The organism is Solirubrobacter ginsenosidimutans, assembly GCF_027587205.1.
The window spans coordinates 17,203-43,475 of record NZ_JAPDOD010000037.1 but is presented as its reverse complement, the minus strand read 5'-3'; the positions used below and the strand labels follow the sequence as shown (position 1 = coordinate 43,475).

The following is a 26,273-nucleotide window of genomic DNA, read 5'->3' as shown; positions in this document are numbered from 1 at the left end:
ACTCTTCCCCTTGGCCGTTTTCGCATGCCTCGCGCTCGGGCTCTTCGGATCGGCACTGGTGGGCGGGCGTGTCCTCACCGGAAGCGACAGCGTGCTGTTCGACCCGCCGTTCAGCGACGCGCGTCCCCAGTCGTTGCTGCGGCCGTCCAACGGGCTCACATACGACGCCGTGCAGGTCTTCGAGCCTGATCTCCTGCAGGCGCGGCGGTCGATCCGAAGCGGGCGTCTGCCGACGTGGAGCGAGTCGATCGGGGCGGGCCAGCCGATGCTGGCGACGCAGCAGACGGCTCCGCTGTTCCCGCTGCAGTGGCTGGCGTTCGTCCTCGACTTCTGGACGTCCCTGGGCTGGATCGCGGCGTTGAAGCTCGTGCTCGCCGCAGCCGGGATGGCGATGCTGTGCCGCGCGTTAGGCCGGTCGGCCGTCGCCGCCGCGCTCGGCGGCACGGTCTTCGGGTTCTCGACCTATCTGATCGCGTGGGTCGCGCACCCCCACAGCAACATCTTCGCGCTGCTGCCGTGGGCGTTCCTCTTCACCCTGCACACCGTCCGCGGTCGCCCCGCGGGACCGATCGGACTCGCCGCGACCGCTGGGCTGATGCTCCTCGGGGGGCACCCGGGCACCGCGTTGCTCGCCGGGCTCGGCACGGCGGCGTGGGCGGTGTTCCTCCTCGCCGCGGGTCTTCGCGCTCATGAGCTGACGTCGCGGGAAGCGTTGGTTCGAGCGGCCTTGCTGCTGGCGGCGGGCGTCGGCGGACTCGCGATCGGCGCCGTCATGGTGCTCCCGCTCCTCGAGCTCGGCCAGCAGGGCTACGAGCTCGGACGTGGAGGACCGCCGCTGCCGGTGAAGTCGCTGACCAGCCTGGTGGCACCCGAGTGGTGGGGGCGACCCGACGCCGCCGGCCTTCCGTCCGAGCCCGCGAACTTCTATGAGCGAACGGCGTACTTCGGCGTCGTCCCGGCGATGCTCGCGCTCGCCGGGCTCGCCGTACGGCGACCCGCGCGCGACCAGGTCTTCGCCCTGGCGCTGTTCGTCGTGACGATTCTGATCGCGATCGAAAGCCCGCTGGCCTCGGCGGTCCGCCACGTCCCCGGCATCGACGACCTGGAATTGCGCCGGACGCTCGTGTTCCTCCCACTGGCGGTGGCGATCCTCGCAGCACACGGTCTCGACGCTCTGGCGGAGCGCGCGACGCTGCGCCGGACACTCACGGTGTGCGCCGTCGTGGCGGCGGCGCCGCTCGTCCTGTTCGTCGCCTTCCACCCCGCGGGCCACATCTGGCGGACCACGCTCAGCCGCTTCCCGGCCTTTGCCGTTCCGGAGACGACCGTAGTCGCCAAGGCGCAGGCGATCGAGGTCGGAGCGCTCTTGCGGTGGCCGGTGATCGGCCTCGCCTTCGTCGCGGGGGCGGTGACGCTGCACCGCTTCGCGTCCGCTCGCGTCGCGTTCGCCGCGGTGGCCTGTCTTGGCCTCCTGCTCACCGGGTTGGACCTCGTCGGCATGGGCCGCGGGCTGCAACCGGCCGTGCCGCGCAGCGTGGTCGAGGTCGACCCGGCAGCGGTGCAGTGGCTGCACCGGCTCCCGGCCGGCCAGCGGGCGACCGCGGACGAGACGATCGCTCCCAATCTCGCCAACCGGTTCGAATTCCGCGACATGCGCGTCCACGCGCTTCCACTCATCGAGCGTCGTTCACGCCTGTTGAACGCGCTCAGCGGCACCCCCTTCTTCCAGGTGACGGAGTGGATCTCCGACGGCCCGTGGCTCGACCGCGCCCCGGACGTGTTCTCCGTCTCGACCGTGCATTCCACCCGGCTCGAGAACCTTGACCATCCCCTCCGGCGCAGCGGCGCGTTCGAGCCGGTGCCGAACGCCCCCGAGGGGATCTTCGCCAACCAGCGCTACCTGCCCAGGGCCTGGGTGGCACATTCGTGGCGGCCGGCGCAGGGCATGGATTCCGCGCTGACCGCGACGGTCGCGTCGAGCATCGACCAGCTGCAGGACGCGCCGATCATCGAGGGGTCGCCCGCCCCCCGCGCCGAGACCGGCACCCCCGAGCCGCCCGACCCCGCGCGCTTCGTCAGCAGCAGCGACACCGAGGTGGTGCTGAGCACGAACGCGACCGACGGCGGCTACCTCATCCTCAACGACACCTACTACCCGGGGTGGCGCGCCGAGGTGGACGGCCATCGCGTGCCGATCCTCGCGGCGAACACGGCGTTTCGGGCCATCGCTCTGCCTCCGGGCCCGCACAAGGTGCGCTTCTCGTATCACCCCGCATCGGTCCGCTACGGCGGGTGGATCACGCTCGCGGGGCTGTTGGCGCTGTTGGTCGCGGCGATCCTCGTACGCCGGCGCTCACAGGGCGATGATCTAGGCTTTCGCGCGATGCGAGGGCACACGGGAGTGCGGAATTGATGCCCGGCGAGCTGCGCTGGGATGACCGGCCGCTCGTCATCGGCGAGGTCGGACAAGCGCATGACGGCAGCCTCGGCACGGCGCACGCGTTCATCGACGCGATCGCCGCCGCGGGCGCCGACGCGGTCAAGTTCCAGACCCACATCGCCGAGGCGGAGAGCCACCCGTCCGAGCCCTGGCGGATCCCGTTCTCGCCGCAGGACGCGTCGCGGTTCGAGTACTGGAAGCGCATGGAGTTCACCGAGGAGCAGTGGCGCGGACTGCGCGATCACGCGGTCGAGGCGGGCCTCGCGTTCCTGAGCTCGCCGTTCTCGCTGGAAGCCGTCGAGTTGCTGCGCCGCGTCGGTGTCGCCGGTTGGAAGGTCGCGTCCGGTGAGGTCCCCAACGCCGAGCTGTTGGCGGCCATGGCGGCAGCCGGCGGTCCGGTGCTGCTGTCGAGCGGGATGAGCCCGTGGGCCGAGCTCGACCGGGCGGTTGAGCAGCTCCGGGACGCGGGTGCGGGTCCGCTCGCCGTCCTGCAGTGCACCTCCTCCTACCCGGTGGCACCGGAGGAGGTCGGCCTGAACGTCGTCGAGGAGATTGGCCGGCGCTATGACTGCGCCGCGGGCCTTTCAGACCACTCCGGGACGATCTTCCCTTCGCTGGCCGCCGTCGCACTCGGAGCACGCGTCATCGAGGTGCACGTGACCCTCAGCCGCGCGATGTTCGGCCCGGACGTCCCCGCCTCGATCGTTCCCGACGAGCTGGGTCAGCTCTGTGCCGGGGTGCGGCTCATCTCGTCGGCGCTGGAGCACCCAGTGGACAAAGATCGCGCCGCGGCCGAGCTCGCGCCGATGCGGCGGCTGTTCACGCGCAGCCTCGTCACCACCCGCGCGCTCGCCGCCGGCGAGACGCTCACCGACCGGGACCTCGCGTCGCGCAAGCCAGGCTCCGGCATCCCCGCGACGGAGCGTGGACGCGTCGTCGGCGCGCGCGTCCGGCGCGCGGTGGAGGCCGGAACGCTGCTGCACGAGGACGACATCGAGCCGGCGCCGGCCGGCTGATCAGCGCAGCGCCGACTCGACCGCGGCGGCCGCGGCGGCCCAGGTCCGGGTCGCCGCCCAGTCGCCCGTGGCGGCCGGGGCGTCGAGCTGGCGTTCGAGGGCGTCGGCGATGGCCTGTGGCGTCGGGTCGGCGAGCGCGATCGGCGCGCCGGCGAACGCGGCCTCGGTGCTCGGGGTCCGCAGCTCGACGGCGGGAAGGCCGCAGGCGACCATCTCCTGGGCGACCAGCGAGTGGTTGGTGAGGCTGAGGACGAGGCCCGCCCCGGCCTCGTTGTAGGCCCGCGCGACGGCCGGCGGATCGAGGATGCCGAGGTTGGTGAACGCGAACGGCGCGGCGAGCGGCGCGGCGTCGCCGAACAGCACGATCTCGACGCTCCGGCGCGCCTGCAGCGCCTCGAGTGCGAGCAGCCCGAGCGGGACAGCGCGGCGCGGCGTGGCGGCGCGGGCGTAGAAGAGCACACGGTTCGGAACGCGCGTGACGCCCGGCTGCGGGTGGTAGGTGGCGTGGTCGATCCCGAGGTCGAACGGCGTCGCCGCCAGGCCCTTGGCGCGCATGCGCTCCGCGAGCCAGGTCCCGGCGGTGATCGTGGGGAGCTGGAAGGCCCGCTCGGCCCAGAGGCGCTCCGCGGAGGCCGGATAGAACTCGGGCTCGTCGTCCTGGACGAGATGGGCGCGGGCGCCGCAGCGCTCGAGCCGCAGCACGGTCGCGACGGTCTGCCAGCCGGTCGCGACCGCCACGCCGGCCCCGCGCCAGCCGCGGAGGTCGTCGTGGACGGTGGCGGCGAACGGGCCGAAGAACGCGCGGAAGTTGGCCGCGCCGCCGGAGTGCCCGAGCGGGTCGTCGATCCAGATCGAGCACATGTGCCCGCGGGCCTCGAGCCCGCGCACCAGGTTCGAGATCGTCGTATGCCCGCCGCTGCCGCGGCGGAACCCGGGCACGACGAAGGCGATGTCGAGGGCGTCACCGTGCTCGCGCGCGACGAGCGGGACGGGCCCGTGGGCATCGAGCTCCGCCCAGGAGCGATACGGCGTGACGAGATCCTCGGGCGCGCGTTGCGCCGCGACGAGCTGGGTGGTGAGCCGCCGCACGAAGGGGCTGCGGAACGCCCGCTGGGTCACGGGGTGCTCGGCGAGCTGCTTGAGCCGGCTCACTGCGGCACCGCCCGAAGGCCGCAACCGCCCCGCGCGGTCATCTCCCCGCCCGCCTGCGGGCGCCGCTCCACGCGCGCTTCATCGGCCGGCCGGCCCAGGCCAGCGCCGGGGTCTCCAGCGCGCGCTGCACGGCGTCGACGGGGCGCAGACGCCAGAGCAGGCGATCGCGCTCGGCGACGACGAGCGCGTGGGCCTCGATCCCGCCGCGGACCTCGGCGATCATCCGCGCGTCGAACCCGTTCGCCGCCAGCGGCGGCCGGCGAGCGACCTCGCGCAGCGCGGCGGCCATCACCGTCGCCTGCTGGTCCCACGACGGCCAGCCGCGCGCCGTCGCCAGCGCGCCCCAGCGCAGCCGGTGCAGCAGCATGCGGTCGCGCGCCAGCAGGTCGAGCGCGCGGCTCGTGCCGCGGTCGTCGTCCCACTCGACCACGAGACCGTTCTCGCCGTGCTCGACGTACTCCTCGTGACCGGTCACCGCCGAGACGACGCAGGTCGCGCCCAAGTGGAAGGCCTCCAGCGGCGGCCCGAACATCCCCTCGACACGAGAGAGCTTGAGCACGACGTCGGTCTGGGCGTAGAGCGTGGCCAGATCGCGCTGCGGGAGAGGACCGACGCGGACATCCACGCCCTCAGGGGTCTCGCCCTTGGGTGCGACGAGCGTCACGTGCCGGGGCTGCTGCATCGCGCGCGTCGCGGCGAGCGCCTCGGGGACGCCCTTGAACCACGCCGAGCTGCCCTCGACGAGGATCCGCAGCGGGCCGTCGCGGCGCGGCGGCGGCGTCCGCGGCCCCGCGAAGACGTCCTTGGCGATCCCGTTGCGCACCAGCAGGCAGCGGCGCTGCGGGTGCAGCGCCTCGAGCGTCTCGGCGATCCAGCGCGCCTCGGTGATCACGGGCAGCGGCAGGTCGTGGGTCAGCGCGGCGGCGAGCCGGGCCGGCTCGCCGGGCTTGTAGAAGCGGTCCTCGAGCGACTGGATGAAGTAGGCGTGGCGTTTGGCCGACAGCTCCAGCGCCGGCCCGACCGTCTCCCACCAGGTGGCGACGACGAGGTCGTAGTCCGCCCGCCGCGCGACCTCCATGCCGTGGACCGGCAGTTCCCCGAGGCCGGGGAAGGCCCAGTCGGGCTCCGCCTGCGCGCGGGCGAGCACGAGCTCCGCGGCGATCCCGTGGCGAGCGAGCCGCCGTGCGTGTTCGACGACGACGCTGACACCGCCCGAGAGCTGCAGGTCGTTGACGACGAACGCGACCCGCAGGGGCGGATTCATCCCTGCCGCTGGGCCAGCTGCCGGTCCGCCCACGTGATGTGGTCCTCGTAGATCGCGAGGTTCGCCTCCCGCTGGCGCTCCCACCGGCGCTGCTCGGCGAGGTCGGCCTGAGCGACGCCGGAGCGGGCACCGAGCTCGCGGCAGCGGGGCCCGAAGGCGGCGAGGAAGTGCGACGGGACGCCGTCGGCGCGTCCCACGAACGGGCCGGCGAGCGCCGCTTCCGCCCCCTCGGGGATGAGCGCCGAGCCCTGCAGCGGCACCTGCTGGATCACGACGTGCTCGGCGGGGAGCAGGCGCCGGAGCTCCTCGAAGCTGCCCTCGCCCCACATCGTCTTGTGCCAGGGTGACTCGATCGGCCAGAACGCGTCGTTGGGAACGCTGAGCACGACCGTGAAGTCCCGCTCGGTCGCGAGCTCGACGAGCAACTCGATCACGCCGATGAAGCTCTCGAGGTGCTCGATGACCTCGAAGCACGTCGCCACGCCGTCGCGTGCATCGCCGAGCGCCGTGCGCACCGCGGCGAGCCCGTCGGCGGTCGCGAGGTCGGCCTGCACGCCGATCGTCTCGCCCGCGGGGATCTCCCGCGCGGCCTGCGCGAGCGCCTCTTCGCTGGCGTCGACGAGTACCGCCCGGGGCGGGCCTTCGCCGGCGAGCGCGCCGGCCGCGGCGATCCCGGCGCCGCAGCCGAGATCGACCCACGTCGGGGCGCTGCGAGCCAGCGGCGCGACGGCGCCGTAGCGCACTTCGTGCTCGATCCGGATTGCCGGCGGCGTTTCGCGGGTGATGCGTTCCTGCCATTCGGGCATGGCCGCGCAGGGTACTGTCTACGCACGTGAGAGCCGTCGCATCGCGTCTTCGCGCCCGTCCTGCCGGGCACTACGACGGCTCGATCCTGGGCCGTGGCGAGAACCCCTACCCGCTGCCCTCGGCCGGGGTTCCCATCCGGATCGCGTTCGTCGGGCAGTCGACGTACTTCGAGGCGTGCGTGCTCGAATCGCCGGCGACGGTGTTCGTCGAGTTCCGCGAAGGCGCCGACGCCGACGCGATGCGGGCGCGGGTGGCCGCGTTCGCCCCGGACGTCGTCGTCGTGTTCCGCCCGGAGCTGCTGGCGCCCGGCGTGTTCGCCGATCTCCGCGTCCCGGTCATCGGCTTCCTCACCGAGCCGATCCCGCGCCGCCCGGCCCGGCGCACGCATCCCGATCTCCTGCAACGCGGCTTCGCCCTGTCGAAGCTCGATCCGAACAACGTGGACCGGCTGATCGCGTTCGACCCGCTGATCGTCGGGACCGTCGATCCGACCATGCGCGTGTGGCGCTCGCTCCCACTGCCCGTCGCCGACCGCCTCTACGCCCCCGTCCGCCCGTATTCCGCGCAGCCGTCGGTGCTCCTCGTCGGCCGGTCCACGCCGTACCGCGAGCGCTTCCTCGTACGCCCCAAGGCCGAGTTGACGCTCGTGCACGCGGCGTTCGGCATCGGCACCGACGAGCTCGCGCGGATGATGGCCGAGCACGACATCGCCGTGAACCTGCACAACGAGCCGTATCCGTCGTTCGAGAACCGCGTCAGCCTGCACCTCGCCGCAGGCCAACTGGTGGTGTCGGAGACGCTGAGCCCGACGCACGGGCTGGAGCCCGACATCGACTACCTCGAGTTCGCCACGCCGGAGCAGTTCCTCGCGGTCCTGCGGACCGCGGTCGCGCACCCGCGGGCCTACGAACGGGTCCGCCATCGCGGGCGCCGCAAGGCTGAGGCGTTCCGCGCGTCGCGCGTCTACCCGCGACTGATCGCGGATCTCTACGCGGACCTGCGGGCGTTCGGCACCGAGCGCACCGCGGCGTCGCACGCCGTCACCCGGTAGACCCCAGCTCAGATCTCCCCGCGCAGCCGCTTCCGGCGTCGCTCCCGGTAGCGCAGCACGTTCTCGACCGTCGTCCGCCCGCGCACCGCGAGCCGGTACGCCCGTGACGCCTGCGCGGAGGCCGCCCGGCCTCGCACGGCGGCCAGCTCCGAGGCGAGCCGTTCACCGTCGCAGCGGGCCCCGGCGAGGTCACGCGACAGTCGCCGCGCGACGACGGCGGCCGAAGGCGGCGGTTCGCGGCGGAGCGCGAGCAGCGCCGCCGCCATCACCTGTCCCTGCTGCTCCCACGACGGCCACGAGCGGGCAGTGGCCAGCGCGCCGCAGCGCAAGCGGTGCAGCAGCACGGGATCCGCGGCGAGGAGGTCGAGCGCGCGCGCCGTACCCGCGGGGTCGTCCCAGTCGACGACCAGCCCGTTCTCGCCGTGGACGACGTACTCGTCGTAGCCGGTGACGGGCGTGACGACGCACGTCGCGCCCTGATGAAAGCCTTCCAGCGGCGGCCCGAACATCCCCTCCACGCGCGAGAGCTTGAGCAGCACGTCGGTCTCGGCGTAGAGGCTCGCCAGCTCGCGCTGCGTGAGCGGGCCGGCGACGCGATCGGCGCCCGCGATGTCGCCGCCCGAGCCGTCGCCCGCGACGACCGTCACCTGCCGGGGGCCCGTCATCGCGGCGGTCGCCGCCAGTGCCTCCCCAACGCCCTTGTACGAGACGCGGGCGCTGCCTTCGATCAGGATCCGCAGCGGCCCGCGGACGATCGGCACGGCGTCCAGCGGCGGGAACAGGTCCTTCGCGATCCCGTTGCGGACGTAGAACACCTTCTCGCCCGGGTTGAGCGCTTCGAGCGTGTCGGCGATCCAGCGGGCTTCGGTGACGAAGCGGACCGGGAGGTCGAGAGCGAGGCCGGCCGCGACGCGCCAGGGGGACTCGCGGTCATAGAAGCGGTCCTCGAGCGATTGCACGAAGCAGGCGTGCCGCGCCGCATCGAGCTCGAGCAGCTGCTCGGTCGTCTCCCACCAGGTCGCGAGGGCGACGTCATAGCGGCGCTTGCGGGCCTCGTCGACCGACAGCACGTTGACGTCGGCCAGCCCGTGGTGCGACCAGTCGGGCCGTTGCGAGCTGCGGGTGAGGACGAGATCGACCTCGAACCCGTGGCGGGCGAGCTGGACGGCGTGGGCCACGATCACGCCGACGCCCCCCGAGAGCTGCAGGTCCTGGGTCAGGAAGGCGACGCGCACGAGGCGGGCTATCGTAGCCTCGGTGCCGCCGGCGCTGGTCCGCGACCTCTCCCCGTACCCGTCGCCGCCGCTGGGCGCGCCGGTGCGCGTCGCGTTCCTGGGCAGCGCCTCCGGAGCCGGAGCGCACGCGCTGCACGCACCCGCCAACGGACTGCAGCCGCGCTTCGTCGAGGTGCGTCCGGGAGGCGATCCGCGCGCGGCGCTCGCCGATTTCGCCCCGCACGTCGTGATCGCGCTGGAGCCCGGCCTGCTCGCTCCGTCGGCGCTGGAGGGCGTGCGCGCCGCGACACTCGCCGTGGGCGCTCCGGCGAGCCCGGACGCGTTCGCCGGGTTCGACCGGGTGCTCGGCCTGCCGGGCGCGACCGGTGTCTGGCGCTCTCGCCCGCTGCCGGTCGACGATCGGCTCTTCAGCGACGTCACACCCTCGCGCCGGCCGCCCAAGACCCTCTTCGTCGGCCGGTCGACCGAGCACCGTGAATGGTTGCTCATCCCCGCCAAGCACGATCACGAGGTCGTGCACTTCACGCACGGGCTCACCGGCGATGCGCTCGCCCGGGAGTTGCGCAACGCCGACATCGGGATCGCGCTGACCGCCGAACCCGGTCACGGCTTCCCTGCCCAGGTCCTCGTGCATCTCGCGGCCGGACAGCTGCTGCTGACCGAGCACCTGCACCCCAGCTGCGGGCTCGAGTCGGGGATCGACTTCCTCGAGCTCGACTCGCGCGATTCGTTGCTCACGATCCTCATGCAGGCCAAGTTGCACCCCGACGCGTACGAGCGAGTGCGCATCCGCGGGCGCATGAAGGCCGAGCAACACCGGGCATCGCTGGTATGGCCGCGGATCGTCGGCGATCTGCTGCACGACCTGCGCGTGTTCGGGCGCTAATACCCTCAGTGCAGTGAACGCCGCCATCCCAGCCGTCGCCGTTCGCGGGGTGTCGAAGACGTTCGAGCTGCCGCAGGAGCGCGTACAGACGCTCAAAGAGCGCGCGCTGCACCCGCTTCGACGCACCCGCACGGACACCCTGCACGCCCTGCGCGACGTCTCCGTGGACGTGCAGCGCGGCGAGTTCTTCGGCATCGTCGGGCGCAACGGCTCGGGCAAGTCGACGCTGCTGAAGTGCCTCGCGGGGATCTACAAGGCCGACCGCGGCAACATCTATCTCGACGGGCGGCTGTCGGCGTTCATCGAGCTCGGCGTCGGGTTCAGCATGGACCTGCCGGCACGCGACAACGTGATCATCAACGCGACGATGCTCGGCCTCAGCCCGCGCGAGGCGCGCCGGCGCGTGGACACCGTCGTCGACTTCGCCGAGCTCGGCCAGTTCGTCGACCTCAAGCTCAAGAACTACTCGTCCGGGATGCTCGTCCGCCTGGCGTTCGCGGTGATGATCCAGGTCGACGCCGACATCCTGCTGATCGACGAGGTGCTCGCCGTGGGCGACGCCGCGTTCCAGCAGAAGTGCTTCGACGAGTTCGTCCGCATCCGCGAAGCCGGCAAGACGATCCTGCTCGTCACGCACGACATGGGCGCCGTGCACCGGTTCTGCGATCGCGCGATGCTGCTCGAGCGCGGCGGCCTCGTCGCCGAGGGCGACCCCGACGACGTCGGCACGCGCTACCTGGAGCTCAACTTCTCCGAGGCGGCCCGCAACGACGCGGCGAAAGAGCAGTTGGGGTCCACCGAGCGCATCGGCGACGGCACGGCGGAGATCACCGACGCGTGGTTCGAGGACGAGGCGGGGGAGCGGACCGGCACGGTGCCCTCGGGCGGCCGCACGACGTTCGTCGCCCGCGTGCGCTTCCACCGCGACACCGACGACCCGCTCTTCGGCATCGTCCTGCAGAACGACCGCAAGGAGACGGTGCTCGCCGCCTCGAACCTGTGGTCGAATCCCGCGTCGGGCCGGTTCGCCGCCGGCCGTGAGGCGGAGTACCGCGTCACCTTCACGAACCTCCTCACCCCCGGCCGCTATCAGGCGACGCCGGCGGTGGCCCGGCAGGGCGGCGGGATCGCGTGGATCGACCGGCGCGAGCGCATGCTCTCGCTGCTGGTCTCCGGGCTCGCCCGCACCGATGCCGTGGTCGACCTCCCGTACGACGTCGTGATCGCGCCTGGAACGCGTGAGGGGGTTCCGTCATGAGCGTCGACGCCAGCCTGCTCGGGCCGCCCATCAAGGGCCCGTCGGCCCTCGGCACTGACCCGCGCCGCCTGTGGCATCTGGCGCGGACGATGGCGGTCAGCGACTTCAAGCTGCGCTTCTTCGGCTCCGCGCTCGGCTACCTCTGGCAGTTGGTCCGCCCGCTGATGCTGTTCGGCGTCCTCTACGTCGTCTTCACGGAGGTCGTGCGGCTCGGCGGCGACGTCGAGTTCTACCCCGTCGCGCTGCTGATGGGCGTCGTCCTGTTCACGTTCTTCGGCGAGGCGACCGGTGGGTCGCTGAGCTCCCTGGTCGATCGCGAAGCGCTGATTCGCAAGGTCGACTTCCCGCGGCTCGCGGTGCCGCTCTCGGCGATCCTGACCGCGCTGATGAACGTCGCGCTCAACCTCGTCGCGGTGATCGTCTTCCTGCTGGCCTCGGGCGGCAGGGTGCGGCTGTCGTGGCTCGAGGTGCCGTTCCTCATCGTCGCGCTCGCCGCCTTCACGTTCGGCCTGGGGATGCTCTTCAGCGCGCTCTTCGTGCGCTACCGCGACATCCGGCCGATCTGGGAGGTCTGCCTGCAGATCCTCTTCTACGCCTCGCCGATCTTCTACCCGATCGACGTCGTGGCCGACCGCAGCGAACTGGCCGCGAAGCTGATGATGCTCAACCCGTTCGCGGCGGTGGTGCAACAGATGCGTCACGCGCTGATCGCGCCGAGCCATCCGAGCGCCGTGGCGGTCGCCGGCGTGTGGATCATCGGCACGATCGCGATCTGGGTGGGCGCGATCGCCCTCGGCTATCGCGTCTTCAGCAAGCGCGCGCCGCTCATCGCGGAACAGCTCTAGCGGTCGCCGGGCTGCTGAGCCAGGCGTCGAAGGCGTCCGCGCCGGTGTCGGCCACGGCCACGCGCGGGACGCCCATCGGATCCGTCCGCCGGGACACCGATCCCGGGGCGTTGACCACGCCGTAGGCGTAGCCCGCGTCGCTTGCGGCCTTCAAGGTCGCCGCGTCGACGTCGACACCCGGCACGCCGTAGGGATACGCGAAGCCCGCGGGCGCGTCTCCGAGCCAGGCGTGCAGGTCCTCCTTGGACCGGACGAACTCACCGGCCCGTTGTTCCGGCGACAGCTCGGCGAGACAGGCGTGGCCCACGCCGTGGGAGCCGATCGTGACGACGGGTGACGCGGCGAGCCGCCGCAGCTCGTCGACGGTCATGGGCCGGTCCGCGGGGTCAGGCGCGAACGGGTCGTCCACGCCCGCCCACCGCGCGATCCCGCCCAGCGCGTCGTCGATGGCCTCGGGCGGTTGGGCGCGAAGCGCAGCGACCAGGCGCAGGAACGCGAAATCCCGCTCTGCTCGAGTGCGAGCGGGCCAGGTGCGGAACTGGCCGCCGATCGGCACGCGCAACGGCCCCGCGTCAGCGGGGGCGCTGCGCAGCAGCCGCTCGACCGAGTCCCACCAGAAGGCCTTGCCTGCCGCCACGTGGCCCGAGCTGATGAAGATCGTGGCCGGAACCCCGGCGGCCTCGAGCGCGGGCATGATCGCCGTATACGCGTCGATGTACCCGTCGTCGACGGATACCGCGACGGCGGACCGCGGCGCCTCGCCGGCGACGATCTCCTCGAGCGAGACCGGGGTACGGCGAGCGCACAACACCTCGAGCTGCTCGGCGAAGTGCTGGGACGACACCTTGAGACCGATCGGATCGGAGCCGCCCGTCACGACGCGGTGATAGAGGAGCACCAGCGGCGCGCCACCTCGCAGCTGCCGCACGGCACCGATGGATCGCGGCAGCGCCGTGCGAAGCGGGCCCGGAGGGCTCGGCGGGACCGAGTGCAGGAACGGGGTCCGCGCCGTCGCGGGCCCCAGGCTGCGGTCGGCGAGCACCGGGGCGACGAGCTCCCCGGCGTACTCGGCGGCCCGCGCGGCGCGCTCGACGGACAGGGCTGCGTCCCGGTGCGCGACCGCCACCGTCGTGCCCGCGACGGCTTTGACCGCCGACCGCAGCGTCGTGCCGGGGCGCGTGGCCGTTCGCGTGGCGCCGGCTCGCGCCCCGGTGTGTGCGCGCAGCCGCAGGATGTCGCGGACGCGCACATCATCCGGATCGATCCGCCGCACGGCCTCGGCCCGTGGTGCCCACGCCGACTGCCAGCCCGCCTCAGCCAGCTCGTGCTGGGCGCGGTGCTCCTCGTTGAAGCGGTCGCGCAGCCCGGGCACGCCACGGGCGGGCCAGAAGCCGCCGACGCCGCGCAGCGCCTCCGCCCGGAAGGAGAGGTTGCCCGCGGCGAACGTCCGCTCTGCGGGGATATCGCCGGCGGTTTCGGCGCCGAACACCGGCAGCAGCGCGTCGCCGAGCCAGGCGGGGCGGGGTCCCGCGAACGCGGTTCGGAGCGGGCCGGCGACGCAGCCGAGCGCCTCGCCGGCGTCGCCGGACCATACGTCCCGCAGGGCCTCGAGCCAGCCCGGCGCGACCTCGACGTCGCCGTCGATGAGGGCGAGCACCGGCGCCGCACAGCTCGCGAGGGCCGCGTTGCGTGCGGCCGCCAGGCCCTCGCCGGGCGGGACGAGCGAGACCCGCGGCTCAGCACCCGCGGCCACGAGCGCCGCCAGGGTCGCGTCCAGGCGGGCGCCGGGCGCCGCGGACACCCACACCTCGATCTCGGGCGAGCTCCGCGTCACGACGCGCGCACCGCCCGCGCGGTGATGACGACCTCGTACTCGTCGTCGTCGCGTTCGCGCATTGCCGGATCGAGCTCCTCAGCCGCCAGCCCGTACAGGAAGGACGCCGCGACGTAGGCGTTGCCGTGCGCGGCGACCGTGACGTTCTCGGCGCCGTAGACGTCCGCGAGCAGCCGCTGGACGCTCCCCGACGTGAATCGCCACCAATCGCCCCAACGCTCGCGGTCGAGCCGGCTCGTCTGGCTCAGCGCGGGCACCGTGCAGAGCAGGACGCCGCCTGGAGCGAGCAGGTTCCGCGTGCCGGCGATCGCCGCTTTGACGTCGTAGATGAACTGCAGCGTCTGCGTGCAGATGAAGCAGTCGTAGGCGCCGGGAGGGATGCCTTCACCCGTCGTGAGATCGCCGACGACCGTCGCGCCGGGCTCACCCGCGGCGGCGTAGAGGACATCGGAAGCCGTCACGGCGTCGTCGCCGTACCAGCCGGTGTAGGTCGCCTCGGCGACTTCGAGGACGCGGCCCCGGACGTCGTCGCGATGGCGGTCGAGGAACCGCTCGATGTAGAACCGGTCGATCGGCCGGCCGCGGTCGGACCCGAACTCGCGGCTCACGGGCTCGGCCCCCGGAAGCGTGATGGGCGAACGGCTGGCGCGTGCGACGACGGATCGACGGGCGTGGCGGAGCGCCGCTTGCGCTTTCCTGGTGACCGGGCGGCTCACGCCGCGACCCTATCGAAGCGGCAGCGGCGGGAAGGCTTCAGACGCGACGCTCCAGCGAGCACCACTCGCGCACGCGGGGCGGGAGCTTTTCGGCGCGCGAGCCGGCGATCGAGCCTGCGGCGCGGACGGTCCAGTGGCGGATCGAGCGGGGCGCCTCGCGGACACGATCGCGCGGCGCGAGGCCTCGCAGGTCCTTGCGGACCTCGCTCTGGAGCTTGAGCAGCGTGTTGACGGGCTGCAGCGGCTGCACCCACCCGTGGACCTCGTGCAGCGCGCGCCACTCGTCGAACGTCCGCCGGAACTGCGCGAGCGCCGCGTAGTCATGCGAGTGGATCACGGCCGCGTCCGGCGTGTAGACCTTCGCGTAGCCGGCGGAGAGCATCGCGCGGGCCAGCGCCTGGTCCTCCGCGTAGGGCACGTCGGGGAACGGCACCTCCGCCCACGCGGCGCGTGCGACCGCCGCGTTGGCGGACGTGAAGAAGGTCTCGAGGCCGGGGCCGGTGGGCTCGCGGTTGCGGTCGATGCGCGGCTCGCTGCCGAACCACTCGTCCAGCTCGCGCGCGATCGGGCGCGGCGCGCCCGGCACGGCGCGCGAGGGCCCGTAGACGAGCGCGACGTCCTCGGCCAGCGCGAAGCCGCTTAGGAGCGTCTCCAGCCACGTCTCCGACGCCGGCAGCGCGTCCTGGGTCAGGAACGCCACGTGCGCCCCCGACGTGCGCTCCATCAGCAGGTTGCGGGTGCCGCTGTGCGAGAAGCGCTCGACGCCGATCACCGTGGCGCCGAACGACCGCGCCAGCTCGGCCGACCCGTCGGTCGACCCTGTGTCGGTGACGACGAGCTCCGCCTGCACCGTCTGGCCGCGAACCGCGGCCAGCACCTCTCCCAGCAGCGCGCCCCCGTTGCGGACGGGGATCGCGACGCTGACCGAAGGACTCAGTGCTCGCCCGGGAGGCGGCGTCGGAGGCCGAGGATCGACAGCAGGAACGAGGTGAAGAAGATCTGCAGGCCGGTGATGACCAGGGCCGCCGCGAGCACCGCCAGGCGCTCCTCCGACAGCTGGCCGAAGCCGCGCTGGATCCACACGATCACGATCGCCGCCGCGACGACGAAGCCGACGAACGTCGTCAAGCCGCCGAGGATGAGCCCGTGCTCGAGCCGGAACCGGGCCCGCATGCGATCGAACCACGGGTCCTTCTCGTTCATGAAGTACGTGCCGTAGGCGTGGGCACACAGGCCGAGCGCGACGATCTGGACGCCGACGATCATCAGCAGCGAGCCCGCGACCATCGTGTGCAGGTCCCACTCGCGGCCGAAGACGTTGATCTGCAGCAGCGCGACGGCGGAGATCAGCGCGCCCAGGAGCAGCATGATCGCGCCGGGCAGCATGAACAGGTACGTCGGGCTGTGCACGAGCAGGAAGCGCAGGTGGCGCCAGCCGTCGCGGAAGCTCGAGAGCTTGCTCTCGCCGCCGCGCGGGTGGTACTCGATCGGGAACTCGGAGATCTTGAGCTTCTCCTTGGAAGCCCGGATCACCATCTCCGACGCGAACTCCATGCCGGTCGTGCGCAGGTCCAGGCGCGGCAGCACGTCGCGCCGCAGCGCGCGCATGCCGCAGTGCGCGTCGCTGACGCCCGTGCGGAAGAAGACGTTGAGAATCCCCGTCAGGACCGGGTTGCCGACGTAGCGGTGCAGCCACGGCATCGCGCCCGGGTGGATCTGGTCCATCCGGTCGCCCATCACGAGCTCGGCGCCCTCGTCGAGGTGCGCCACGAAGCGCGGGATCTCGCGGAAGTCGTACGTGAGGTCGGCGTCGCCCATCACGATGTAGCGGCCGCGCGCGGCGGCGAAGCCGGCCAGGTACGCGCTGCCGTAGCCGCGGCGCGGCTCGTGGATGACGCGGGCGCCGGCGGCGGCGGCGAGCGCGGCGCTGCGGTCCTCGGAAGCATTGTCCGCGACCACGACCTCGCCGGGGATGCCGTGCTCGGACAGGACGGCGAGGGCGGTGGTGACGCAGCGCTCGATGTTCGCCTCTTCATTGAGGCAAGGGATCACGACCGAGACGATGAGCTCCGGCTCATCGGAGTCGTCAAGGCGGTCGAGCGAAGGAGGGGAGGGCTGGAGTGTGCTCATGGCAAGACCAGGACTGGGATGTCCTGTACATCGGCCAACGCGACCGGAACCATTAAGTCGCGCAGAAAGTCGGAAGCCAGAGTAGCCAACCGGTCGGCGGCGCCCGCTTTCAGCCGTAGTACCGAGCGATCGTCAACAGCTGGGCGAAGACCGAGAACCCCACCACGGCGATCACCAGCGACGCCGCCACGACCGGCCCGCGACGCGGCCCCGCGCCTCGCACCGCCAGTGCCGGGACCAGCGCGAACAGCGGCAGGAGCGGGAGCAGATAGCGGCCCTGATCGAAGGGCGGCGCGGCGTGGTAGGAGACCGTCGCGACCGCGAGCATCAGCCCAGCCGCGGCGAGCGCGAACACTGCAAGCTCGCGCCCACGGCCGCGCCGTGCCCGCCACCCGAAGCGGGCGGCCGCGGCGGCGGTCGCCGCGACGATCACGAGCGCGACGGCGTACGCCCAGCCCGGGAAGCCGTAGTCGAGCCACCCGAAGCGCCCCACGAGGCCCTTGAACCACAGGCTCCACGGCTGCACCCCCGGCACGAGATCGCTCATCAGCGGCAGCTTCGGGAGGTACTCCTGCCAGAGGTAGCTGAGCTGATCCGGCAGCGTGCCGGAGCGCGGCGAGGTGGCCTGGAGCACGTCGACGCGATCGAGCACCGGCCGCCGCCAGACGGTCGCCCCGAGCACGCCGTACAACGCGAGCGGCAGCGCGGCCGCCGCGCCGGCTGCCGCGAACGCGCGGGCTTTCGGCCCGGCGGCGAGCGCCAGCGCCAGCGCGACCGCCGGCGCGAACGCGAGCATCTGCGTCTTGACGAGCACCCCGGTGCCCAGCACGGCGCCGCACGCTGCCGCACGGCCCGACGTGAGCCCGCGCCGCAGCACCCGCGCCAGCAGCAGGAAGAGCGCGGCCGACGCCAGATAGAGGCCGCCGTCGTTGTTCACCCCGGCCGACAGGAAGCCGAACATCGGCATCAGCGCCACGAGCAGCGCACCGGCTGCCCAGGCCAGCGGCGAGCCGGGCAACAGCTCGCGCAGGAAGACGAACACGCAGAGCACGGTCAACCCGGCCAGCAGTGCCGACAGCAGCTGCATCAGGACCAGCCGGTCGAAGACGCCCAGGCCGCGGGACGCGCGGTAGACCGCGGCCTGCGCGACGTAGTACAGCGGCGGGTTGGTCGAGGCGGTGGCGGCGTTGCCCGCCCCGGTCCGGTCACGATCGGGCGCGGCGATGTCGACGTCCCAGTTCGGCCGGCCCAGCGGTTGGCCGGCCACGTACGCGAAGCTCGTCGCGGCGAGCGCCTGCTCGATGTCGCCCGAGTAGACGTCGGCCGCCGGTCCCGGCGCCGGCAGCTTGCCGGTCTCCCCCAGGTACTGGGCGTAGTAGAAGTGCGACGGCTCGTCGGGCACCTGGAACGGCGGGACGATCATTCCCCACGCCAACGCGTTCAGCGTCGCGACGAGCGCGACCGCGCCCGCCGGCCGCAGCCGCCACCAGCGGGTGGCGAGGGCGATCGCCCCCAACGCGAGCAGCACCCAGACGTAGGGCGTCCCGCCGCCCGGCAGCCCGGCGCGAGCGCCGGCGATGCGCTTCGCGACGTCGGGCGCCAGCTGCCACCAGGACTCGGCGCGCGCCTGCACGTAGTCCAGCCGTGCACGGCCGATCTGCGGCGTGCCGTCGATCTGCGCCGCGTCGGGCGCAGCGAAGGCCTCGCCACCCAGCGCCAGGGCGCCGGGGCCGGCGTTGGTGACGCAGACCGTGACGTTGCGACGCGTCGCCGTGGTCTCGGGGAGGTCGACGACCACGTCGCCTTGCGCCCAGCCCGCGGCGTGGCTGCCGCGCAGGGCGCCGTCGACGCTGACCGAGAACGCCGGGCTCTCGGCGAGCGCCTGCACGCGCACGCCTCCGGTCCCGGCCGGGACCGTCTCACCCGCCTGACAGGCGGTCTGGCCGGGCGCGATCGGCACCGCCTGCACGAGCGTGCGCAGGTGGTTGGTTCCCTGCAGGTGGCGCTCGGATCGCAAGCCGGCGAGGACCACGGCCACGCCGATGACCGCGAGCCCGACGACGATGACGAGCTTCGGGGCGCGCACTCGCCTCCGGGTTCGGTTCACATCCATGCAGGCGCAACAACAAGGGCGGGCGCCAATGGTTGTGGCACTCTTGCCGCGCCTTGCGCATCTGCATCGTCTACGACTGTCTGTTCCCGTACACCGTGGGTGGCGGCGAGCGCTGGTACCGCAACGTCGCGCAGCGCCTCGCGGCCGACGGCCACGACGTCACCTACCTCACGCTGCGCCAGTGGCCGAAGGGCGAGCGCGGTGAGATCCCCGGCGTCCGCGTGGTGGTCGCCGGCCCGCGCATGGCGTTGTACGGGGAGGGCGGACAGCGCCGCGTCCTGCCGCCGCTGGTGTTCGGCGCGGGCGTCTTGTGGCACCTGTTGCGGCATGGGCGCTCCTACGACGTCATCCACACCGCTTCCTTCCCGTACTTCTCGCTGCTCGCCGCCGCGCTGCTGCGCCCGCTGGGCCGCTACCGGATCGTCGTCGACTGGTTCGAGCTCTGGAGCCGGGAGTACTGGAACGAGTACCTCGGGCCGGTCGGCGGCCGCGTGGGGCGGTTCGTGCAGGGTCTGTGCCTGCGCGTGGCCCAGCGCGCGTTCTGCTTCGCGGACCTGACCGCCGGGCGCTTGCGCGAGGACGGCCTGCGCGGCGAGGTGACCGTGCTGCGGGGCATGTTCAGCGGTCCGGAGACGCCGCCGGTGCCGGTTCCCGCCGCGCCGCTGGTCGTGTTCGCCGGACGGCACATCCCGGAGAAGCGGGCGCCGGCGGTCGTGGGTGCGGTGGCGCGCGTCGAAGGGGTGCGCGGCCTGGTGCTCGGCGACGGCCCGGAGTACGAGCTGGTCAAGTCCGAGATCGAGCGGCTCGGCGTCGGCGATCGCGTCTCGGCGCCGGGGTTCGTCCCGACCGAGCAGGTCGAGCAGAACCTGGCGCGTGCACTCTGCCTGGTGCTCCCCTCGCGGCGCGAGGGCTACGGTCTCGTGGTCGTCGAGGCGTCCTCGCTCGGCACCCCGTCCGTGCTCGTGCGCGACCCCGACAACGCGGCGACCGAGCTGATCGACGAGGGCGTCAACGGCTTCGTGGTCGACAGCGCCTCGCCGGAGGACCTCGCCGCGGGGATCGAACGCGTCCGGGCCGCCGGCCCAGCGCTGCGGGCGTCGACCGCGGACTGGTACGCCCGCAACGCCCAGCGGCTGAGCCTCGCCGGCTCGATCGACGCGGTCGCGTCGAGCTACGCCGCCAGCGTCCGCACGTAGGCGGCGTGCGTCAGCTCGGCGCAGCGCTCCCACGTGAAGCGCGCGGCCTGCGCACGCCCCGCCTCGCGCAGCCGCTCCGCCTCGCCCGGGATCCGCCGCAGCGCGTCGGCGATCGCGCGCGGGTCGAACGGGTCGAACAGGATCGCCGCGTCTCCTGCCACCTCGGGGAGCGAGGACCGGTCGCTGCACGCGACCGGCACGCCCCGCGCCATCGCTTCCAGCACCGGCAGCCCGAAGCCCTCGGCGAGCGAGGGGAACACGAACGCCGTCGCCAGCGCGTACAGGCCCTCGAGGTCTTCCGCCGACACCCATGCCGGGAAGACCGCCCGCACGCCGAGCGCCGCCGCCCGCTCGCGCAGCTCGGCCTCGTGCGGCGTCGGGTAGCCGGGCAGCACGACCGTCGGCTTGGACTCCAGCAGCGCGACCGCCTCGAGCAGCCGCAACAGGTTCTTGTGCGGGCGCTTCGCCGACACCGTCAGCAGCACCTCGCCCTCGCCCAGCTCGAGCCGGGCGCGCAGCTCGGCCTCGGGGGTGGGTGTGACGGGCGGTGAGGGCGTGACGCCCAGCGGCGCCACGTCGATCTTCCCGAGCGGCGTTCCCAGGAGCGAGCCGAGGTCGCGCTTGGTCGACTCGGCGTCGACGAGGATCCGGTCCGAGCGCCGGGCCGACGCCGGCACGAGCACCCGCATGCCCAGCGCGCGCAGGCCGAAATGGGCGTCGGGGACGAGCTTGTAGTTGAGGTCGTGGATCGTCGTGATCCGCTTCATCGCGCTGCGCAGCGGCGCGGTCGAGGCGAGGCTGTGGATCAGGTCGGCGCTCGCCGCCGCCGCGATCCGGGGGACGTGCTGCTGCTCGCCGCGCACCCACTCGACGCGGTTGCGGGCGTGCACCGGCACGACCTCCAGCGGCACGGCGTTCCCCCACGGCGCGTCGCCGTCCGCCGCCGCCTCGCGGTTGACGAGGCAGACCAGCTCGAGGCCTGGCAGCGCCGCGAGCCGCGGGATCAGCTCGCGGGCGTAGACCTCCATGCCACCGGTCTCCCCCGGGACGAGGTAGACGAGGTTGAGTGCGACCCGCATCGGGCCTCAGGCTATCTTCGTGCCCGTGCCGACCATCGACGTCGCCGTCGTCGCCTACAACCATTTCGAGCTCACCCAGAGCTGTCTCGAGCACCTCGAGCGGCAGACGCGCGAGTTCAATCTGCTCGTGTGCGACAACGGCTCGACGGACGGGACGGCCGAGCGCGTCGCCGAGCGCTGGCCGCTGGCGAAGGTCAGCCGGCTGGAGACCAACCATGGGTTCGCCACCGCGTGCAATACGGCCGTCGGCCTCGGCTCCGCCGACTACCTCGTCCTGATGAACAACGACGTCGACTGTCGCCCGGACTTCCTGGAGCGGGTCGTCGCGCCGCTGGAGAACGACGCGGACGTCGCCTCGGTCGCCTCGTTGATGGTGCGTCCCGACGGCGAGCGCATCGACTCGATCGGCCTGACCGCGGACGCCACGCTGAGCCCGTTCCCGCGCCACACCGGCCGCCCGATCGGTGAGGCCGCCGACGAGCGTCCCGTCCTGCTCGGCCCGGCCGGCACCGCCGCCGCGTATCGCCGCAGCGCCTGGGACGCCCTGGGCGGCCTCGACGAGCGCATCCATGCCTACGGCGAGGACTTCGACCTGGTCGTCCGGCTCCGCGCCGCGGGCTGGAAGACGGCCGCGGCGCCAGACGCCGTCGGCATCCATCTCGGCTCGGCCACGTACGGGCATCGCAGCCGGCGCCAGCGCCAGTACGGCGGCTTCGGCCGCGCCTATCTCATGCGCCGCTACGGCCTGCTCAAGCGCCGCGAGGCCGCCCGCACCGCGCTGACGGAGGCCATCGTCGTCGCCGGCGACGCGGTGATCTCCCGCGACCTCGCCGCGCTGCAGGGCCGGATCGCCGGCTGGCGCGCCGCGCGTGACCTGCCGAAGCTCGCGTTCCCGCCGCCCGAGGCGATCGACCATGACATCGCGTTTCGCGAGGCGATCGACCGCCGCCGCGGCGTGTACTCGCAGTGACCCGCGTCCTGTTCTACAGCCACGACCCCGTCGGCGAGCGGATGGCCGGCCTTGGGATCCGCACGTTCGAGCTCGCGCGCGTCCTCGCCGACCACGCCGAGGTGACGATCGCCCACGGCGGCGACGAGTCGGGCGTCTTGGACGGGCTCCGGACGGTCGCGGTGAAACCGCACGCGGCAAAGGCGCTGCGGCCGCTCATCGCGCGTGCCGACGTCGTCGTCACCCACCCGGTGTGGTCGCCCGCCGGCCGCTGGCTGCGCCGCTCCGGCAAGCGCATCGTCCACGACCTGTATGACCCCGAGACGCTCGAGACGCTCGAGCTGTCCGCCGGCAGCGGCCGGCTCGCCCGCCGCGCGCTGACGGACACGACGCTCGATCGGCTTCACGACGCGCTGCGCACCGGTCATCACTTCATGTGCGCCGGCGAGCGCCAGCGCGACCTCTGGCTCGGCGCGATGCTGGGGCTGCGCCTGATCGGAGCAGACCTCTACGACCGTGACCCCAGCCTGCGCTCGGTGATCGACCTGGTGCCGTTCGGCGTTCCGGTCCAGCCGCCGGTCCCGACCGGTCCCGGCCCGCGGGCGATCGTCGGCGACGAGGCCGAGATCGTGCTGTGGAACGGCGGCATCTGGAACTGGCTCGACGCCGAGACCGCGATCCGGGCCGTCGCCGCGCTCGCCGAGCGACGTCCCCGTGTCCAGCTCGTGTTCATGGGCAGCTCTGATCAGGTGGCAGCCCGCAGGGCCACCGAACGGGCGCACGCGGTCGCGAAGGAGCTGCGCGCGCCGGTGCATTTCCACGCGGGGTGGATCCCCTACGCCGAACGTGCCGCCTGGCTGACCCAGGCCGACTGCGCGATCTCCACGCAGCGCGAGCACCTCGAGACCCGCTTCGCGTTCCGGACGCGGATCCTCGACTGCTTCTGGGCCGGCCTGCCGGTCGTCTGCACGGCGGGTGACGACCTGGCGGACCGCGTCGAGCGCCAGGGCCTCGGCGAGGCGATCGCGCCCGGCGACGCCGACGCGGCGGCTGCGGCGATCGAGCGTGTCCTGGACCGCGGGCGCGCCGCCTACGCCGAGCCGCTGCGGCAGGCCGCTGCGGCGTTCGCGTGGCCGGTCGCCGCGCAGCCGCTCGTGCAGTGGGTGACGAGCACCGAGCCGCTCACGCGGCCCGGAGACACGCCCGGCAGACTCAAGCCGAGCGCCGCCCACCGAGCGCGGACGGCGGCCTACGAGCTGGCCGGCCGCCCGTTCCTCGCGCGGCGCTAGAAGCGGGAGATGACGGTGTCGAGCTCGGCGAGCGAGCGGCGACGCTTGCGCTGAACGGTGCCGCGGCGCCTGAGCGCGCCTGGCAACCCGCGGGCCGCGTCGCGCATCGCCCGCGCCCAGACGCCGAGCTTGCGGCCCTTCAGTGCCGCGGCGAGGTTCATGGCGAACCCGGCGGCGATGAACGGCGACCGGCGGATCAGCGCCGACGGCGGGAAGTCCTTGGCGATCATCCAGATCGCGTTGCGCCACAGGTGGTACGCGGTGAAGTCGCTCAGCCCGCGGCCCAGCGTGGCGCTGCCCATGTGGTAGACGACCGCGGTCGGGACGTACCGGCAGTCCCAGCCCGCGAGCTGCGCGCGGAGCGCCCAGTCGACGTCCTCGGAGAAGGCGAAGAAGGCCGCGTCGAGCAACCCGACGTCCTCCAACGCGGCGCCGCGGTAGACCGCCGCCCCGCCGCACGCGCCGAAGACCGCCTCCGGCGTGTCGTAGCGGCCGGCGTCGCGCTGGCCGTGCCCGCGCCGCGTGGCGATGCCCGTCCAGCGCAGGAAGTCCCCGGTGCCGTCGATCACGTCGCGCTCGTGGAAGTCGAGCAGCTTCGCGCCCGCCGACCCGGCCCGTGGATAGGCGCGCATCGCGCCGACGAGCTCCGCGAGGCAATTGGGGTCGAGCTCGAGGTCGTTGTTCAAGAGCGCGACGAACTCGTGCCCCGCCGCCGCCTTCAACCCCGCGTTGAGCGCCGCGGTCACCCCGACATTGACCGGCAGCGCGACGACCTCGACGTCGGGCCACTCGGCGGCGAGCCACTCCGCGGTTCCGTCCGAGGAGCCGTTATCGACGACCAGCACGTGCACGTCGTCGAGCGTCTGCGCGGCCAGCGACGGCAACGCGATCTCCAGCAGGTGCCGCCCGTCGTAGGACAGGACGACGGCGGCGACCGACCGCGAGCTCAACGGGCGGTCTTCGCCGGCGCGCGGGTCTCGGCGGTGAACCAGGCCCGGAACTCGTCGAGGTCGCCGGTCTCGGGCACGGGGCGCATCCCGGGCCACAGCTCCTGGACGGGGTCACCGGTCCCGGCTCGCAACTGGCGGGCGACCGCCGCGGGCCGCAGCCGCGGCAGCAACGCCTCGCCGAGCAGCAGCCAGTCGCGGCGGGAGAGCTCGCGGAGCCGCGCCGCCGCCTCCCCGCCGGGAAGCGTGCCGACGCGGTACTGCGTCCACCAGGTGTTGGCCTGCGAGATCACGTATTCGCGGCGGTCGATCCTGGTGTCGGCGAGGAGGTCCGGATAGTCGGCCAGCAGGGCGAGCAGGGTCTCGACGTGGCCGTTGAAGATCTCGCTGCCGGGGAGCCGGCCGGTGAACGACGGGGCGATGCCCAGGTAGGCGTTCCCGCCCGCCTGCTTGTCCGGTGTGTGGATCGTCCGCCCGAAGGACTTCGGCGAGACCCCGATCACGACGAGCCGCTCGCTCGAGAGCGCCCACCGGTCGGCGACGAGCATCAGCGCCGTCAGCCCGTAGAAGTCGGGGAACGGCCGCTTGAACACGCCGTCGCGCAGCCGCCCGATCGCCTCCCGGGTGACCAGCGCGGTCTGCATGTTCAGCAGGAACGGGAAGCGGAACCGGAACTGATCCGCGATCACGCCCCGGCGCAGCGCCGGCGTGAACAGCCCGTCGTCGGGCAGCTCGTTCTCGACCTCCCAGCACGGGTCCGCGTAGTGCGCGACCGACCCCTCGACGAACCCGGGAGCAGCGAACGCGACGGCGCCGTAGGTCAGCACGTCCGGCGCGTCCCAGCGCTCGAGCTGCTCGTCCGCCCGCTCGAAGTAGCCCGGCAGGAGCCGGTCGTCGTCGCCGATCAGCATGATCCGCTCGCCGCGGCTGAGGGCGAGGCACGCGTTCCAGTTCTCGGTGACGTCCAGCCCCTCCGTCTGGCGCACGGCTCTTAGGCGCGGATCGTCGGCGAACTGGGCGAGGATGTCGGGCGTCGCGTCGGTGCTCGCGTTGTCAGAGACGACGAGCTCGATGTCCTCGCGCGAGGACTCGAGCACCGAACGGATCGCGCCCTCCACCTGCTCCCCGCCGTTGCGCGTGGGCAGGAGGACGCTGAAGCGCGGTGCGGTCATGACAGGGGCTTTCGGAAGACGGCGGTGTAGGCGGCGCCGCGGCCGGCCTGGGACTCCAGCGGGCGTACGAGGCGGGCGACGACCGCACCCGCCAGCTCGGGCACGCGCCCCGCGTCGCCGACGTGCCCGGGACGCAGCGCGTGCGTCCAGCCGAAGGTGTTCCAGCCGCGCGAGCCGGGATCGTCGCTGTCGAGCGCCACGCGCTCGAGCCCGTGTGCCGCGGCGGCCTCGGTCAGCGCGCGGGCGGGGATCAGGTACTGGTGGCGCGGCGCGTCGACGTGCGGCCAGCGCGAGCCCAGCAGCCGGAAGCCGAGCGCGCCCGGGTTGGGCGTGGCGACGACCAGCACGCCGCCCGGCTCGAGCCGCTCCGCCGCGACCGCGACCAGCTCGAACGGCCGCCGCACGTGCTCGATCACGTGCCACATCGCGACTACGGACGCCGGCGGGCCTTCGGCCAGCGCCCGCTCGGGCTCGTCGGTGTGGATCGCCTCGACGCCGAGCACGTCGCGCAGGTGATCGCAGCAGCGGTCGTCCATCTCGATCCCGGTGACGGCGAACCCGGCGTCGCGGGCGAGCAGCGCGAACACGCCCCAGCCCGGGCCGATCTCGACCAGGCGCCCGCCCTGCACCCACGGAAGGACGAAGTCCATCCGCCAGCGCTCGTGCCCGGCGATCCGCCGCATCTCGCTCTCCGAGGGCAGCACGTGGTACTCGGCCGGGTAGTAGGCCGACAGATCCTCGATGTCCTCGGCCACGAAGATCAGCGCGCACGCGCTGCAGCGGTGGTAGTCGAACGCCTCGGCAGAGGTCCGGCGGTTGCGGTCCGGAGAGCGGAAGCTCAGTTCGGCGGGGTGCCCGCAATGCGGGCAGGTCGACGTCGAGACCAGCGCCATG

General features: G+C 73.0%; 22 protein-coding genes. 9 read left to right on the top strand and 13 right to left on the bottom strand.

Translation table 11 applies throughout. The features are described 5' to 3' along the window. Window positions 1–10: 10 nt before the first annotated feature. Together OM076_RS30915 and OM076_RS30910 are read left to right on the top strand one after the other, a co-directional pair. Complete coding sequence (locus OM076_RS30915; RefSeq protein WP_270043991.1) at window positions 11–2,413, top strand: YfhO family protein; 2,403 nt, start codon at window positions 11–13, stop codon at window positions 2,411–2,413. Further along, complete coding sequence (locus OM076_RS30910) at window positions 2,413–3,456, top strand: N-acetylneuraminate synthase family protein (protein WP_270043990.1); 1,044 nt, start codon at window positions 2,413–2,415, stop codon at window positions 3,454–3,456. Before OM076_RS30915 ends, OM076_RS30910 begins: the two co-directional genes overlap by 1 nt. Here the strand turns inward: OM076_RS30910 and OM076_RS30905 are convergent, their stop codons facing one another. From OM076_RS30905 to OM076_RS30895, 3 genes are read right to left on the bottom strand one after another with little or no spacing between them, the layout of a single operon-like run. Then, complete coding sequence (locus OM076_RS30905) at window positions 3,457–4,608, bottom strand: rhamnosyltransferase WsaF family glycosyltransferase (protein ID WP_270043989.1); 1,152 nt, start codon at window positions 4,606–4,608, stop codon at window positions 3,457–3,459. Between the two features lie 37 nt (window positions 4,609–4,645). Beyond that, on the bottom strand, window positions 4,646–5,872 hold the full coding sequence (locus tag OM076_RS30900; RefSeq protein ID WP_270043988.1) for a glycosyltransferase family 4 protein: 1,227 nt from the start codon (window positions 5,870–5,872) through the stop codon (window positions 4,646–4,648). Then, window positions 5,869–6,678, bottom strand: coding sequence for a methyltransferase domain-containing protein (locus OM076_RS30895; RefSeq protein WP_270043987.1), 810 nt, complete (start codon window positions 6,676–6,678; stop codon window positions 5,869–5,871). The genes OM076_RS30900 and OM076_RS30895 overlap by 4 nt, the downstream gene beginning before the upstream one ends. 26 nt (window positions 6,679–6,704) lie before the next feature. Between OM076_RS30895 and OM076_RS30890 the strand changes: the two genes are divergently transcribed. Continuing rightward, window positions 6,705–7,730: a glycosyltransferase family protein gene (locus tag OM076_RS30890; protein ID WP_270043986.1), complete on the top strand. Its 1,026-nt coding sequence runs from the start codon at window positions 6,705–6,707 to the stop codon at window positions 7,728–7,730. A gap of 8 nt (window positions 7,731–7,738) precedes the next feature. On the opposite strand, the gene OM076_RS30885 is transcribed toward OM076_RS30890, so the two are convergent. Further along, entirely contained in the window at window positions 7,739–8,965 is a 1,227-nt protein-coding gene (locus OM076_RS30885) for a glycosyltransferase family 4 protein (protein WP_270043985.1), read from the bottom strand. Between the two features lie 22 nt (window positions 8,966–8,987). Here OM076_RS30885 and OM076_RS46395 point away from each other — a divergent pair, with 22 nt between their 5' ends. The 3 genes from OM076_RS46395 to OM076_RS30870 are packed head-to-tail and all read left to right on the top strand — an operon-like array spanning window position 8,988 to window position 11,954. Next, a complete protein-coding gene (locus OM076_RS46395) occupies window positions 8,988–9,851 on the top strand; it encodes a hypothetical protein (protein WP_270043984.1) in 864 nt (287 codons plus the stop codon). Between the two features lie 13 nt (window positions 9,852–9,864). Continuing rightward, window positions 9,865–11,109, top strand: coding sequence for an ABC transporter ATP-binding protein (locus tag OM076_RS30875; RefSeq protein ID WP_270043983.1), 1,245 nt, complete (start codon window positions 9,865–9,867; stop codon window positions 11,107–11,109). After that, window positions 11,106–11,954 (top strand): ABC transporter permease, encoded by an 849-nt coding sequence (locus tag OM076_RS30870; protein ID WP_270043982.1) that lies wholly within the window; start codon window positions 11,106–11,108, stop codon window positions 11,952–11,954. The genes OM076_RS30875 and OM076_RS30870 overlap by 4 nt, the downstream gene beginning before the upstream one ends. Here OM076_RS30870 and OM076_RS30865 read toward each other — a convergent pair. The 5 genes from OM076_RS30865 to OM076_RS30845 all read right to left on the bottom strand — a co-directional run bounded on the left by OM076_RS30865 (window position 11,935) and on the right by OM076_RS30845 (window position 18,720). Further along, window positions 11,935–13,788 (bottom strand): polysaccharide deacetylase family protein, encoded by a 1,854-nt coding sequence (locus OM076_RS30865; RefSeq protein WP_270043981.1) that lies wholly within the window; start codon window positions 13,786–13,788, stop codon window positions 11,935–11,937. The two genes, OM076_RS30870 and OM076_RS30865, sit on opposite strands and share 20 nt — an antisense overlap. After that, the gene (locus OM076_RS30860; RefSeq protein WP_270043980.1) at window positions 13,785–14,396 is read right to left on the bottom strand and encodes a methyltransferase domain-containing protein; all 612 of its coding nucleotides are present in this window, start codon (window positions 14,394–14,396) and stop codon (window positions 13,785–13,787) included. The genes OM076_RS30865 and OM076_RS30860 overlap by 4 nt, the downstream gene beginning before the upstream one ends. Window positions 14,397–14,541: 145 nt before the next feature. After that, window positions 14,542–15,417 (bottom strand): glycosyltransferase family 2 protein, encoded by an 876-nt coding sequence (locus OM076_RS30855; RefSeq protein WP_270044045.1) that lies wholly within the window; start codon window positions 15,415–15,417, stop codon window positions 14,542–14,544. 20 nt (window positions 15,418–15,437) lie between these two features. After that, window positions 15,438–16,634, bottom strand: a complete 1,197-nt coding sequence (locus OM076_RS30850) for a glycosyltransferase family 2 protein (RefSeq protein WP_270043979.1) — start codon at window positions 16,632–16,634, stop codon at window positions 15,438–15,440. 109 nt (window positions 16,635–16,743) lie between these two features. Continuing rightward, window positions 16,744–18,720, bottom strand: coding sequence for a DUF2142 domain-containing protein (locus tag OM076_RS30845; RefSeq protein ID WP_270043978.1), 1,977 nt, complete (start codon window positions 18,718–18,720; stop codon window positions 16,744–16,746). 80 nt (window positions 18,721–18,800) lie between these two features. Here OM076_RS30845 and OM076_RS30840 point away from each other — a divergent pair, with 80 nt between their 5' ends. Continuing rightward, window positions 18,801–19,943, top strand: coding sequence for a glycosyltransferase family 4 protein (locus tag OM076_RS30840; RefSeq protein ID WP_270043977.1), 1,143 nt, complete (start codon window positions 18,801–18,803; stop codon window positions 19,941–19,943). Here OM076_RS30840 and OM076_RS30835 read toward each other — a convergent pair. Further along, entirely contained in the window at window positions 19,919–21,022 is a 1,104-nt protein-coding gene (locus OM076_RS30835; RefSeq protein WP_270043976.1) for a glycosyltransferase family 4 protein, read from the bottom strand. The two genes, OM076_RS30840 and OM076_RS30835, sit on opposite strands and share 25 nt — an antisense overlap. 25 nt (window positions 21,023–21,047) lie before the next feature. Here OM076_RS30835 and OM076_RS30830 point away from each other — a divergent pair, with 25 nt between their 5' ends. Both OM076_RS30830 and OM076_RS46390 read left to right on the top strand, forming a co-directional pair. After that, window positions 21,048–21,992, top strand: a complete 945-nt coding sequence (locus tag OM076_RS30830; RefSeq protein WP_270043975.1) for a glycosyltransferase family 2 protein — start codon at window positions 21,048–21,050, stop codon at window positions 21,990–21,992. Beyond that, window positions 21,989–23,260: a glycosyltransferase gene (locus OM076_RS46390; protein ID WP_270043974.1), complete on the top strand. Its 1,272-nt coding sequence runs from the start codon at window positions 21,989–21,991 to the stop codon at window positions 23,258–23,260. The genes OM076_RS30830 and OM076_RS46390 overlap by 4 nt, the downstream gene beginning before the upstream one ends. Here OM076_RS46390 and OM076_RS30820 read toward each other — a convergent pair. From OM076_RS30820 to OM076_RS30810, 3 genes are read right to left on the bottom strand one after another with little or no spacing between them, the layout of a single operon-like run. Beyond that, window positions 23,257–24,210 (bottom strand): glycosyltransferase family 2 protein, encoded by a 954-nt coding sequence (locus OM076_RS30820; RefSeq protein ID WP_270043973.1) that lies wholly within the window; start codon window positions 24,208–24,210, stop codon window positions 23,257–23,259. The two genes, OM076_RS46390 and OM076_RS30820, sit on opposite strands and share 4 nt — an antisense overlap. Beyond that, window positions 24,207–25,379: a glycosyltransferase family 2 protein gene (locus tag OM076_RS30815; RefSeq protein ID WP_270043972.1), complete on the bottom strand. Its 1,173-nt coding sequence runs from the start codon at window positions 25,377–25,379 to the stop codon at window positions 24,207–24,209. Before OM076_RS30815 ends, OM076_RS30820 begins: the two co-directional genes overlap by 4 nt. Further along, the gene (locus OM076_RS30810) at window positions 25,376–26,272 is read right to left on the bottom strand and encodes a class I SAM-dependent methyltransferase (protein ID WP_270043971.1); all 897 of its coding nucleotides are present in this window, start codon (window positions 26,270–26,272) and stop codon (window positions 25,376–25,378) included. Before OM076_RS30810 ends, OM076_RS30815 begins: the two co-directional genes overlap by 4 nt. Window position 26,273: the final 1 nt, after the last annotated feature.